The following is a 13,114-nucleotide window of genomic DNA, read 5'->3' as shown; positions in this document are numbered from 1 at the left end:
CGGTAGCTTATGAAACTGGCGATGAAGCTGCGCACCCGACTGTTTCTCAGTATCTCGGCCCTGATCACCGTGGCATTGCTGGGGCTGTTGCTTGGCCTGGTGAGCGTGATGCAAATGGCCAGTACCCAGGAGCGAGCGGTTCGCGACAACTTCGTTCTGCTGGACCTGGGCCTCAAGTTGCGCCAGACCCTCGGTGACCAGTTCATGATCATGCTGGACGAAAAGCCTGATCTGGCAGCGCTGGAAGATTCCAAGCGACATTACTTCGAGCTGCTTGAAGAGGGTATCGCCCACGAACAGAGCCTGGACGATCCGGCGGGCAGCTTCAGCCAGGCCAAGACCGATTATCAGCGTTTTCTCGACTCATTCGCCGCTTTTCGCCAACAATCGGCCCCACTTGTAGGTATCCAGGACCTCACGGACAAGTTCAATGTGCTACGCAACGGCCTCATCGAGGATTATCGACGCGCGCTGAATAATATCGGCAAAGCCCAGGCCGAAGCCCAGGATCGGGCACTGCTCATTGCCGGCCTGCTGGGGCTGGTAGGGCTGGCGGTCCTGATCATCGGCTTCGTTACTGCCCATGGCCTCGCCCGACGTTTCGGCGCGCCGATCGAAGCACTCGCGGCAGCGGCGGATGACATCGGCCAGGGCAACTTCGAGGTAACGCTGCCGGTTTCCTCCGCAGCCGAGTTGAACCTGCTGACGCGACGCTTCGGGATCATGGCCCAGGCACTGCGCGAGCACCAGGCGATGAACGTCGACGAGTTGCTCGCCGGCCAGCAGCGCTTGCAAGCGGTACTGGACAGTATCGATGACGGTTTGCTGATGATTGATCGCCAAGGCCAGTTGGAGCACCTCAATCCGGTGGCCCAACGTCAACTGGGCTGGGATGAGGAACGTCTGGGCCTGGGTCTGGGCGAAGCCCTTGGGCGTCAGGAGCTGGACGAAGAACTGCAGTTGGTCCTGCGGGGCGGAACCCTGGAAAGGGCGCCGGAAGACCTGAGTATCGAAGTGGATGGCGAGTCCCGGCTGCTGACTTACAGCCTTACCCCCGTCAGCCATACCCAGGGGCATATCCTTGGCGCCGTCATGGTGCTGCACGACGTCACCGAACAGCGCGCCTTCGAACGGGTACGCAGCGAATTCGTGCTGCGGGCCTCCCACGAACTGCGCACACCGGTGACAGGCATGCACATGGCGTTTGGCTTGTTACAGGAGCGCGTGCATTTCCCGGAGGACTCCCGCGAAGCGGACTTGCTCAACACCGTCAACGAAGAAATGCAGCGGTTGATGCAACTCATCAATGACTTGCTGAATTTCTCCCGCTACCAGAACGGCCTGCAGAAACTGACATTGGCGCCTTGTTCCATCGAAGACCTGCTGGAAGCGGCGAGGCTGCGGTTTGCCGTCCAGGCCCAGGCCAAGGGCATCGAATTGCTCGTGGCGATCCAGGGTCCGCTACCGCGCCTGCACGCCGATGCCGCGCAACTGGACCGGGTGCTGGATAACCTGATCGACAATGCCATGCGCCATACCGGCGACCATGGCCAGATCCGCCTCCAAGCACGGCGCCACGGCGAGCGGGTGATCATCAGTGTCGAAGACAACGGTGAAGGCATCGCCTACGGCCAGCAAGGCCGGATCTTCGAACCTTTCGTCCAGGTCGGCCGCAAGAAAGGCGGCGCCGGCCTCGGCCTGGCACTGTGCAAGGAGATCGTTCAGCTCCATGGCGGACGCATGGGGGTTTATTCAAGACCCGGGCAGGGCACCCAGTTCTATATGGCGCTGACGGTCTGAAGCCTGGGCTCTGCGCGCCGACAAGTTTCAGACGGGGCCTAGGCCTCATCGTCCAGGCGCCGCCCCAACCGTCGTCGTCCTCGTGTGATCAGCTCGATGAGCTGCACCGCACTGAGGGCATGGGCAAACAGCCAACCCTGGCCGAACGTGACCCCTTCGCTGCTCAGGTAGGAAACCTGGGCCTCATGCTCGATGCCTTCGGCAATCACCTTGAGCTCCAACGCATGGGCCATACGGATGATATGCGGTGCGACACCACTGCTGGCGGCGTCGTGACCGAGTGCATCGATGAACGCCTTGTCGATTTTCAGGCAGTCCACCGGCAGGGTCTGCAAGTAGGCCAGGCTGGAATAACCGGTGCCGAAATCGTCGATCAATACCTGATGGCCCAGATCACGCAGCGATTGCAGGTTATCCCGGGCTACCAGCACATCGATCAGCCCGCGCTCGGTCACCTCGAAGGCAATCTGATGCGCCGACACCCGATGCCGCTCCAACAGGCGTGCGATCACTTCACCGATGCGCGGCACCATCACGTCACAGGCCGCCAGGTTCACGGATATATAGAGGTGCGGGTTGGCCCGTAACAGTTGACCCAACTGATCGAACAGTCTTTGCAGCACAAAATCGGTGATTTGCCGGATCTGCCCCGTATCTTCCGCCATCGGAATAAACAGGTCCGGGCTGGTCAAGGTACCGTCGGGTCGGCGCCAACGCAGCAATGCCTCGGCGCCGACACAGTTGCGACTGCGCAGATCGAAAATCGGCTGGTACAGCACCTGCAATTCACCACGCCGGATGGCACCGTGCAGCTCGGCGTCCATGGATTGGCGATGACGAGCCAGGAGAAGGACCTGGAAACCGATCCCCAGACCCAGTACCAGGCTGATGGGCAGCATCCACCAGGCATTGGCCGGTATCTGGAAACCGTCGCGTGGGGCGATCAGCACCAATTGGTATTCAGGGTTGTCAGTCTGCATTCGATAGATCAGCCGGGTGGCCGTCACTTGCAAGGCATTGCGACTTTTCGCGGGCCAGGGCTCCGTCGGTGGCCAGTATTGTTCGGAGCCCAATACGGGAATGGCTCGCTTGCCATTGTCCAGGACCACCAGCAGGCTACTGCCGGACGGCAGGTCGACCACATCGGTCAGATGTCCGCGAGAGGTGGCGACCCGGAAGTTGCCACGACCAAGCATCAACGCAGCGCGGTTCTCGTCGGGTTCGGTGGTGGTGTTGAGCCAATAACTGTAGGTGGGCCCCCAGATATCAGGCGGGCGAGTCACGGACAGGCCGGTTTGACGCGGGCGATTGGAGCAGACGCCGCGACTGTCGATATAAGCCGCCTCATAGACGAAGCGGTAGTTGAAGCTGACCTGCTGCAGCGTCGCGATCATGTCATCATCGCAACCACGCAAGGGCTGCGTCTGCAGATCGTCGAGGCCTTCGCGCAACTGGCCGAACAGCTGTTCCAGTCGCTGCAGGAAGCGCTCACCTTGAGCATTCATCTGGTCACTTTCACGCTGCTTGACCTGCTGTACCACCACAAACAGGCTTGCGGCCAATAGCAGGGCCGTACTCAGGGCAGCCGCCACCATCGCCAGAAAAAGAGGGCGATGGAGCCAGCTCTGCAGGGCTTCGCGGGTAGCCGTCATCATGGTAATCCGAAAGTTACCAATGAGTTATAGCTTCTGATTTGACTTTGGGTGTTATCGGCAGACCAGCGTCATTATTTTGTCTGGTTGAGCACCTGCAAAATCGCCGCGCTTTGCGCATCCGGCGTGCCGTCGAACCGGGCTGGTCGATACCGCATCTGGAACGCCGCCAATACATGGCGGGTGGCCACGTCCCATTCACCGGTCTGGGGCGTTGGGTAGCCGAGCCGAGCCAGCTCGGCCTGGAACCAACTGGCACTGGGCAGCTGGGCTGCGAAAAGCACCTGCTGGCGCGCCACGGCCCGTTCATCCGGCCATACTCCCAAGCCTGCCTGGGCCAGGCGCTTCCAGGGAAACAGCGGCCCGGGATCGAGCTTGCGCAGGGGGGCGATGTCACTGTGGCCGATGATGTTGCTCGGGTTGATCGCGTTGCGTCGGGTGATGTCCTTCAGCAGAACGATCAAGGATTGCACCTGGGCTTCGCTGTAGGGGTACCAGAGGCGGCCAGTGGGTGTGTCGACGAAACCCGGATTGACGATCTCGATGCCGATTGAGCTGGAATTGAGCCAGGTCCGCCCCTGCCATTCGCTTTCCCCGGCATGCCAGGCGCGCCGGCTTTCATCCACCAGTTTGTAGATGGTCGCGTTCCTGTCGTCGCCGATCAGGTAATGGGCACTGACCTCGCCATGGGTCAACAGGGCCAGGGAGCGCTCCAGGGAAGCCGAGGTGTAGTGGACCACCACGAACTGCACCCGGTTGTCCTGGTTGGCCGAAGGATGGCTGGTATCCAGCCTCGGGCCGCTGGTGCAACCGACCAGGGCCAGCAGAAAAGCAATAAGAGGGAAGAATTTCATGGCACAGGGCGTTTACGGGTGGAAAATAATGCAACAGTGTAACGTATCGCCTGGTGATGATCCGATCCGCCTCCGGATATTAAACAAATTGGAACAATTGACTCAGCCCAGCTCCACCCGGTTACGCCCGGCAGTTTTTGCTCGGTAAAGCGCCTGATCGGCTCTTTTGAGCACCTGATCACTGCTTTCTCCCGCCCTGAATGCGGTCAGGCCCATGGAGACCGTAATCGTGACCGGCTCGCCCTTGAAATGAAACGGGCAGGCTTCGATGGCGGCCCGCAGTTTCTCGGCCAGCTTCGCGCCAGCCGCCAACGGTGTGTCCGGCACCATCAGGACGAACTCTTCGCCGCCGAAACGGGCAATGAAGTCGCTGCCACGCAGGCGTTTACGCAACACCGTAGCGATGATTTTCAACACCCTGTCGCCCGCCAGATGGCCATAGTTGTCATTGATGCGCTTGAAGTGATCGAGATCGAGCATGGCCAGCAGCAGGCTGTTGCCTTGCCGTTGCCATTTGGCGACTTCATGCTCGAGACGTTCGCTCCACGCGGCGCGATTGGGCAGCCCGGTGAGGGGGTCGATCAGGGCCTTTTGCCGCTGCTCTTCAAGATTCTCGCGGACGACCTGGGCTTCCTGCTCCATGATCGCGACCCGCTCGGCCAGGCTCTTGAGGCGCTCGGAAACTTCCTGCTCGCGCTGGTCCCGTTGCATGCGGTGCTGGTCCATCGTACCGAGCAAGCCTTCGAGATGGTTCTCCAGCACTTGCTTGAGGCCCTCCAGGTCATCGGCTTCCTGCATGCTGCTTTGCAAGCCATCGACCTGCTCGCGAATCTGGGTGTCCATTTCCCTGGAAGCGCAAAGATTGTCGGCATGGCCTTCACTGGCGGCTCGCAGGCTGCTCTGGAATGATTCCAATCGATCATTGAGGCGCTGCAGATAGGCTTCGAATTCATGCTGCCCGCTGTCGGTGATGGCCAGCATGAGCGTGGCGAAATCATCGAGGATCGGTAGCAACTCATACCAGTTCAGGCCATTTCGCAGCCGCTCTCCCATCGCCTCGGCCTGCGGGCGATGACGTTCGGGCAGGGTCAGGTCACCCAGCAGGCCCAACAGTGTGTCTTCGATATGCTTGGCCACTGAGCTGTAGGAAGGCTCCGGCGAATCGGGCAAGGCATAGTGGGAATCTTCCGGATCGACGGGCAACGACTCGACGATTTCCGGCTCATCGGGTCCCGCGGCTGATGGCTGCTGCCCGGCTTCCAGAGGCACCTCGCAGACCAGCTCATCGGGGTTCGACGACGCCGGGGCGGGCACCGGATCTTGCGTCTGGACCGGAGCCGGCGCGACCGGCTCGGTCATCGGATGCGAAACGTCGGCTACAGGGACCGGAGTGGACTCAGGCATCGGCGGGATGAAAGCGGCCGGTTCCACGGTTTCGTCGACGGGCCGTACCGGCTGCGCCGCCAGAGGGACGGGCACGGGCTCCACGGGCGGCGACACCAGCGTCGCTGGCGCAGCCTCGGAGGCGGGTTCGGCGGCGCTCGTGGCAGGCTCATGGGCCTGGGGTGGGGCGTCTTCCTGACCGTGGCCACCAAACAACCGCTGCAACAGCCCAGGACGATGAGCTTCAGCGGGAGTCTCCAGCACGCTCAAGGCCTTGCCCTGCAAACCACTCAGTTCACTGAGCAGCAGCGGAATCTCCCGAGCCTGGCCGACTCGTGCCTCCAGGTGTTTGGAAAATTTCTTCAGCGGCCGACTGACTTCCTTCGGCAACGGCAGGCTCTGCAGCTGAGCGACCAGGGCCGTCAGGGCCGTGCTCATCTGTTCGATCCGGGTCTCGCGGCGCTGCTCGGATTCCAGCACGGCCTTTTCCAGGCGCGGCAACAGGGCGGCGAGGGCGGCATCCATCTCATCGGTGCGTACCACTTCGCGCATTTCTTTCATGCATTGATCGACAGCCCTGTCCGTGCCCTCAGCGGCCAGGGTGCTGCGCACCAGGCCACGACGCAAGAGGTCGAGCCGGGCATTCCAGCGTCGTTCGAGCTTCTCCTGCTGTTCGATGCTTCTGAGGTACTTCTCTCTCCAGCGTTCGGCGTCGTCGCTCATTCATCGGATCCGCAAGGGGCAGGACTCAGCGCAGGGAAGGCATCGGCCGTGAGCGAACCCGGCAGACGAATTTCAACCGCGACCGGCAGGTGATCGGAAATGGGTTGAGCCAACACTTCGAACCGTTCGAGGGCCAACGTGGGGCTCAGCAGGATATGGTCCAGGCAGCGCTGAGGGCGCCAACTGGGGAACGTGGCTTCCAGTTGCGGGGCGAGGAGGCCAAGGTCGCGCAGGGGGGAGGTCTGCAGCAGGTCATTGGCATGGGTATTCATGTCGCCCATCAGTACCTGATGCTTGTAGCCACTGATCAACTCACGAATGTAGGCCAATTGCATCGTTCGGGTCCGAGCCCCGAGGGCCAGGTGCATCATCACCACCACCAGCGCCTCCGGACCTTCACCGAAACGCGCCAGGATCGCCCCGCGCCCCTTGGGCCCCGGTAGCGGATGATCTTCGATGGCCCAGGGCCGCAGGCGACTCAACACACCGTTGCTGTGTTGGCCGAGACGACCGAGATTGCGATTGAGTTGCTGGTACCAATAAGGAAAGGCGCCCAGTTGAGCGAGGTGTTCGACCTGATTGACGTAACCGGAGCGCAGGCTACCGCCGTCGGCCTCCTGCAGGGCCACCAGGTCGAAATCCTTGAGCAGCTCACCGATCTTCTGCAGGTTGTCGGCCCGTCCGGTGTGAGGCAGCAAATGCTGCCAGCCCCGGGTCAGGTAGTGCCGGTAGCGCTCGGTGCTGATGCCCACCTGGATATTGAAGCTGAGCAGCCGCAGACGATTGTCAGCGGGCAGGCCCGTAGACGCGATGTGATGCTCGTTGACCCGCGGCTCATGCAGGCCAACGATGCGTTCGGTGCTCCAGCGGGCCATGGGGGTGGGGCCGCGCTTAGTTGGCGGCAGCCTTGGTGGCCGCTCGCTCTTTGGCGATCAGTTGGTCGGCCAGTTGAAGTGCTTGTTCGGCACCGCCAGCGGAGCCGATATCAAAGCGGTACTTGCCGTTGACGATCATGGTCGGTACGCCGGTGATCTCGTACTTCTTCGCCAGATCCTTGGCCTTGACGATCTGACCCTTGATGGCGAATGAATTGAAGGTCGCCAGGAACTTGTCCTTGTCGACGCCTTGTGTGGCAAGGAACTCGGCCATTTCCTCAGGATTGGTCAGGCGCTTTTTTTCATTCTGGATCGCGTTGAACACTGCGGCGTGAACCTTGTGCTCGACGCCCATGGATTCCAGGGTCAGGAACATCTGGCCGTGGGCATCCCAGGGGCCGCCGAACATGGCAGGGATACGCACGAAGTTGACGTCAGACGGCAGTTTCTCGACCCATGGGTTGATCACCGGTTCGAAAGCGTAGCAATGCGGGCAGCCATACCAGAACAGCTCCACCACTTCGATCTTGCCAGGCGCCGCCACCGGAACGGGGTTGGCCAGTTCGACATAAGGTGCGGCTGGCTTTTCAGCCGCTTGGGCAGTCATGCCGAACAGGCTGGCGACGACGAGCGCGGCGCTGATGATCAGATTACGCATGCTTTACTCCTGGACAATAAGTGGCCTCGCGAGGCGTGTTTTTCAGACAGGCCGTGGCGGGTTCAAGTTCGTAGTGTAACGGCAGCGGCCACAAAAAAGGGCGGCCAAAGCCACCCTTTTGATGTTTGCATCGACAGATTAATCGAGCGTTAACGTTGCAAGGGCCAGGCGCCCTCGCAACGCAGGACAATGCACTCAGTGCAGGCCCTGGATGTAGCTGGCTACTGCCGCGATGTCTTCGTCGCTCAGTTTGCGGGCGATGGTGCGCATGGTCATCGCATCGCCGTCGTTGGCGCGGCCGCCTTCTTCCTTTCGGAAATCGGTCAATTGCTTGGTCACGTACTGGGCATGCTGGCCGCCCAGGTGCGGGAAGCCGGCAGCGGCGTTGCCCTTGCCGTCAGGGGAGTGGCAGCCAGTGCAGGCTGGCAGACCTTTGCTCAGGTTGCCACCACGGAACAGCGCTTCACCCCGTGCCACGAGCTTTGGATCGGCAGCACCCACGCTACCTTTCTGGCTGGCGAAATAAGCCGCGATGTCCGCCAGGTCCTGATCGCTCAGGTTGTTCAGCAGGCCGGTCATTTCCAGCACGACACGCTTGCCGTCCTTGATGTCCTTCAACTGCTTGGTCAGGTAACGCTCGCCCTGGCCCGCCAGTTTCGGAAAGTTAGGCGCCATGCTGTTGCCATCCGGGCCATGGCAGGCTCCGCATACGGCGGCTTTCGCCTGGCCGGCGGCGGCATCGCCAGCGGCATGGGCTATACCGGATATCCCCAAGGTCAACAGCAGACTCACGATCAGTTTGTTCATCAGCTAATCCAACTACGGCTAAGGGTTGAAGAGTTATGGACCGGGTTCACTCGCTCATCCACTGGATGATGGCTCGGTAATCCTCGGCACTGCAGTCCATGCACAAACCACGCGGCGGCATCGCCTTGAAACCCTGGGTCACGTGTTGCACCAGCGTCTCCATACCTTTCGCCAACCTCGGCGTCCAAGCTTCCTGATCACCCTTGCGGGGTGCCATGGGGAGTTGGCCGGAATGACAGGCACCACAAACACGGTTGTACACAGCTTCCGGATCCTGTGTAGCCTGAGCGCTGTAAAGCGGTATCAGGACACCGGCAGCTAGCAGCCATTTCGTCATAAAACGACCTTTTCAGGGTTGAGAGCGAGCTGCGTTCTGATGCGCAACTTCAGTCTATCGCTCTCGTGAGCCTCATCCTACGCTGGGACAAAGCGCACACAAAATCTGCGGCATTATATACTGGCGTCACTGAAACGGAAACGACACAGCTTGCCGCGTCCATTCCCGACGCCGCTCACATCGGAAATCCCATGCAACTGAAGAACCCCATCCTTGGCCTGTGCCAACAGTCCACCTTCATGCTCAGCGCCGCCAAAGTCGATCAATGCCCTGACGACGAAGGCTACGAGGTGGCTTTTGCCGGGCGTTCCAACGCTGGCAAATCCAGCGCGCTGAACACCCTGACCCATGCCAGCCTGGCGCGAACCTCCAAGACGCCGGGTCGCACGCAGCTATTGAACTTCTTCAAGCTAGACGATGAACGCCGTTTGGTCGACCTGCCTGGCTACGGCTATGCCAAAGTACCGATTCCCCTCAAGCAGCATTGGCAGCGCCACCTGGAAGCCTACCTGGGCAGCCGCGAGAGCCTCAAAGGCCTGATTCTGATGATGGATATCCGCCATCCGATGACTGACTTCGATACCCTGATGCTCGATTGGGCCGTTGCCAGCGGCATGCCGATGCACATCCTGCTGACCAAGGCCGACAAACTCACCTACGGCGCGGCAAAGAACACCTTGCTCAAGGTGCAGTCGCAGATCCGCAAGGGCTGGGGCGAGGCGATCACGATCCAATTGTTCTCGGCGCCCAAGCGCATGGGCCTGGAAGAAGCCTACGGCGTTCTGGCCAACTGGATGGAACTGGCGGACAAGGGCAGCGAAACGGCCGAATAGCCGAATCGCAGGCAAAAAAAACCCCGGACTTCGTATGGGGAGGGGGAAGTTCGGGGTCCAAGTTCCGGACCGCTAGGGCGGGGTCCAGATATCTGCCAACACTTAACACAACATAGGAGCATTGAAGGGCTTCACCAGCCATTCAGAATCTCTGAGTAGCAATTCACGGGTTTAGTTCAGATTATTTTTGGAAATAACCTTAGGAATTTTCCGAACTAACCCGGATTCTCCCGTGGCGAGGGGATTTATCCCGTTGGGCTGCAGAGCAGCCCAGGTGCCTGCGGGACATGCCCGGCGGTGGCGGAACACTGATTTTGGGCCGCTGCGCCCAATGAGGATCAATCTCCTTGCCACGGAGTTGATTGCTGGGCTCAGTGCGCCTCGTCCCAGTTGTTCCCCACGCCCACTTCCACCAGCAGCGGTACGTCCAGTGTGGCGGCGGCACTCATGTGTCGGCGGATGTCCTCGCGCACCTGATCCACCAGATCCTCGCGCACCTCCAGTACCAGTTCGTCGTGAACCTGCAGGATGACCTTGGCATCCAGCCCCGAGGCAGTCAGCCAGCGATCCACGGCCACCATCGCTTTCTTGATGATATCGGCCGCCGTGCCTTGCATCGGCGCGTTGATCGCCGTGCGCTCGGCGCCCTTGCGCAGCGCGGGGTTCTTCGCGTTGATGTCCGGCAGGTACAGCCGGCGGCCGAAGATGGTTTCGACGAAGCCTTGCTCGGCGGCCTGGGTGCGGGTGCGCTCCATGTAGGCCAGTACGCCTGGGTAGCGGGCGAAATAACGATCGATGTAGGCCTGGGATTGCTTGCGATCGACGCCGATCTGCTTGGCCAGGCCAAACGCGCTCATGCCGTAGATCAAGCCGAAGTTGATCGCCTTGGCGCTACGGCGCTGGTCATGGGTAACCGCGTCCAAGTCGACGCCGAACACCTCGGCGGCCGTGGCCCGGTGCACGTCCAGATCATTACGAAACGCGTGAAGCAACCCTTCGTCCTTGGCCAGGTGCGCCATGATCCGCAGTTCGATTTGCGAATAGTCCGCCGCCAGCAGCTTGTAGCCTTTCGGCGCGACGAACGCCTGGCGGATGCGTCGGCCTTCGGCCGTGCGAATCGGGATGTTCTGCAGGTTCGGGTCTATGGACGACAGACGACCGGTCGCGGCGACGGCCTGTTGATAATTGGTATGGACCCGGCCTGTGCGACTGTTGATCTGTTCCGGCAGGCGATCGGTGTAGGTGCTCTTTAGCTTGCTAAGGGAGCGGTACTGCATCAGCACCTTGGGCAGTGGATAATCCTGCTCCGCCAGCTCGGCCAGCACCGCTTCGGCGGTGGACGCCTGGCCCTTGGCGGTCTTGCTGAGCACCGGCAAGCCGAGTTTTTCGTACAGGATCACGCCCAGTTGCTTGGGCGAGCCCAGGTTGAATTCCTCGCCAGCGATGGCAAAGGCCTCACGCTCAAGGGCCACCAGCTTCTCGCCCAGTTCGACGCTTTGCACCCCCAGCAGGTTGGCGTCGACCAGCGCCCCCTGACGTTCGATACGCGCCAGGACCGGCATCAGCGGCATTTCAATTTCAGTGAGCACCTTGTTCAGGCTCGGGATCGCCACCAGTCTTTCCTGCAAGGCCTGATGCAGGCGGAACGTCACGTCCGCGTCTTCGGCTGCGTAGGGACCGGCCAGTTCCAGGGCGATCTGGTCGAAGCTCAGCTGCTTGACCCCTTTGCCGGCAATGTCCTGGAGATCGGTCTTGCTCTGCCCCAGGTACTTGAGCGCCAGGCTGTCCATATCGTGACGGGTCGCCGTGGAATCCAGTACATAGGATTCGAGCATGGTGTCGAACGCGATGCCCTGCACCATGATGCCGTTGCCCTGATCTCCACCGATTGCACAGTTGGCCAGGATGTTGGTCTCGAACTTGGCGTGCTGGCCGACCTTGGGTTTGTCCGGGTTTTCCAACAGCGGCTTGAGAGCCTTGAGCACTGTGTCGCGGTCCAGTTGCTCGGGCACGCCCATGTAGGAGTGGGTCAGCGGGATGTAGGCGGCTTCGAAGGCTGCGACGGAAAACGACAGCCCCACCAGTTGCGCCTGCTGGGCGTCGCCGCCATTGGTTTGCGTGACGAAAGCGAACAGCGGCGCCTGATCGAGCTTGGCCAGCCAGGCATCGAAACGCGCCTGGTCGAGAATGACCTCGTACTTCGCTTCGGCGCCAGCGGGCTGTTCGTCAGCGATTTCGACGATCTCCTGGCCGGCGCGCTTGGCGTCACGCTGGTTTTCCTCGAACCAGCTCTTGAACTCCAGCAGCGTATACAGCTCAGCCAGCTTCTCGTGATCCGGTGCGCCCATCTGCAGGTCGTCGAGGCCGATATCCAGCGGGACATCGGTCTTGATGGTGGCCAGTTCGTAGGAAAGAAACGCCATTTCCTTGTGCTCTTCGAGCTTGGCCGGCAGGGTCTTGGCGCCTCGTATCGGCAGCGTGGGCACGATATCCAGTTGCGCATACAGCTCGGTGAGGCCGCCGTTGACGCCCACCAGCAAGCCGGCCGCGGTCTTCGGACCGATACCCGGCACGCCGGGGATGTTGTCGGAGGAATCGCCCATCAACGCCAGGTAATCGATGATCTGCTCCGGAGCGACACCAAATTTCTCCTTCACGCCAGCCACGTCCAGCGAGCTACCGGTCATGGTATTGACCAAGGTAATGTGCCCGTCGACCAACTGCGCCATATCCTTGTCGCCAGTGGAGATCACCACCGGGCGATCGGCCGCGGCGCTGCTGCGGGCCAGGGTGCCGATTACGTCATCGGCCTCGACGTTGTCTACGCACAGCAGCGGGAAACCCAGGGCCTTGACGCTGGCATGCAGCGGCTCGATCTGCACGCGCATGTCGTCGGGCATGCTCGGGCGGTTAGCCTTGTATTCGGCGTACAGCGCATCGCGAAAAGTCCCACCCTTGGCGTCGAACACCACGGCGAACGGGCTGTCCGGATACTGCTTGCGCAGGCTCTTGAGCATGTTCAACACGCCCTTGACCGCGCCAGTCGGCAGGCCTTTGGACGTGGTCAGCGGTGGCAGCGCATGAAAGGCGCGGTACAGATAAGAAGAACCGTCCACCAGGACGAGGGGGGCTTGGCTCATGAGCAGGATCAACCTTTTCGGCGGGTCCGGGGCTAGAATAGCGGGACCGTTG

The 13,114-nt window shown here is 61.1% G+C and carries 10 protein-coding genes; 2 read left to right on the top strand and 8 right to left on the bottom strand.

Annotation, left to right across the window (positions count from 1 at the left end; all coding sequences use genetic code 11):
- Positions 1-9 precede the first annotated feature (9 nt).
- Entirely contained in the window at positions 10-1,800 is a 1,791-nt protein-coding gene (locus BLP99_RS13670; RefSeq protein WP_092180527.1) for an ATP-binding protein, read from the top strand.
- Between the two features lie 38 nt (positions 1,801-1,838).
- Here the strand turns inward: BLP99_RS13670 and BLP99_RS13665 are convergent, their stop codons facing one another.
- The 7 genes from BLP99_RS13665 to BLP99_RS13630 form a co-directional block, all read right to left on the bottom strand.
- Positions 1,839-3,452: an EAL domain-containing protein gene (locus BLP99_RS13665; RefSeq protein ID WP_072431374.1), complete on the bottom strand. Its 1,614-nt coding sequence runs from the start codon at positions 3,450-3,452 to the stop codon at positions 1,839-1,841.
- Between the two features lie 74 nt (positions 3,453-3,526).
- Complete coding sequence (locus tag BLP99_RS13660) at positions 3,527-4,306, bottom strand: N-acetylmuramoyl-L-alanine amidase (protein ID WP_072398284.1); 780 nt, start codon at positions 4,304-4,306, stop codon at positions 3,527-3,529.
- A gap of 102 nt (positions 4,307-4,408) precedes the next feature.
- The gene (locus BLP99_RS13655; RefSeq protein ID WP_092180525.1) at positions 4,409-6,412 is read right to left on the bottom strand and encodes a diguanylate cyclase; all 2,004 of its coding nucleotides are present in this window, start codon (positions 6,410-6,412) and stop codon (positions 4,409-4,411) included.
- Positions 6,409-7,287 (bottom strand): endonuclease/exonuclease/phosphatase family protein, encoded by an 879-nt coding sequence (locus BLP99_RS13650; RefSeq protein WP_072398286.1) that lies wholly within the window; start codon positions 7,285-7,287, stop codon positions 6,409-6,411. Before BLP99_RS13650 ends, BLP99_RS13655 begins: the two co-directional genes overlap by 4 nt.
- Positions 7,288-7,303: 16 nt before the next feature.
- The gene (locus BLP99_RS13645) at positions 7,304-7,945 is read right to left on the bottom strand and encodes a thiol:disulfide interchange protein DsbA/DsbL (protein ID WP_072398287.1); all 642 of its coding nucleotides are present in this window, start codon (positions 7,943-7,945) and stop codon (positions 7,304-7,306) included.
- A gap of 195 nt (positions 7,946-8,140) precedes the next feature.
- Positions 8,141-8,752, bottom strand: a complete 612-nt coding sequence (locus BLP99_RS13635) for a c-type cytochrome (RefSeq protein ID WP_072398289.1) — start codon at positions 8,750-8,752, stop codon at positions 8,141-8,143.
- Positions 8,753-8,798: 46 nt separating this feature from the next.
- Positions 8,799-9,089, bottom strand: a complete 291-nt coding sequence (locus BLP99_RS13630) for a c-type cytochrome (protein WP_072398290.1) — start codon at positions 9,087-9,089, stop codon at positions 8,799-8,801.
- Between the two features lie 191 nt (positions 9,090-9,280).
- Between BLP99_RS13630 and yihA the strand changes: the two genes are divergently transcribed.
- Positions 9,281-9,922 (top strand): ribosome biogenesis GTP-binding protein YihA/YsxC, encoded by a 642-nt coding sequence (yihA, locus tag BLP99_RS13625; protein WP_072398291.1) that lies wholly within the window; start codon positions 9,281-9,283, stop codon positions 9,920-9,922.
- Between the two features lie 371 nt (positions 9,923-10,293).
- Here yihA and polA read toward each other — a convergent pair whose 3' ends face one another.
- A complete protein-coding gene (gene polA, locus BLP99_RS13620) occupies positions 10,294-13,062 on the bottom strand; it encodes a DNA polymerase I (RefSeq protein ID WP_092180523.1) in 2,769 nt (922 codons plus the stop codon).
- Positions 13,063-13,114: the final 52 nt, after the last annotated feature.

The organism is Pseudomonas sp. NFACC32-1 (assembly GCF_900101215.1).
GTDB lineage: Bacteria > Pseudomonadota > Gammaproteobacteria > Pseudomonadales > Pseudomonadaceae > Aquipseudomonas.
Note: the sequence above shows the minus strand (reverse complement) of the source record. Positions and strands in the feature narration are given on the sequence as shown.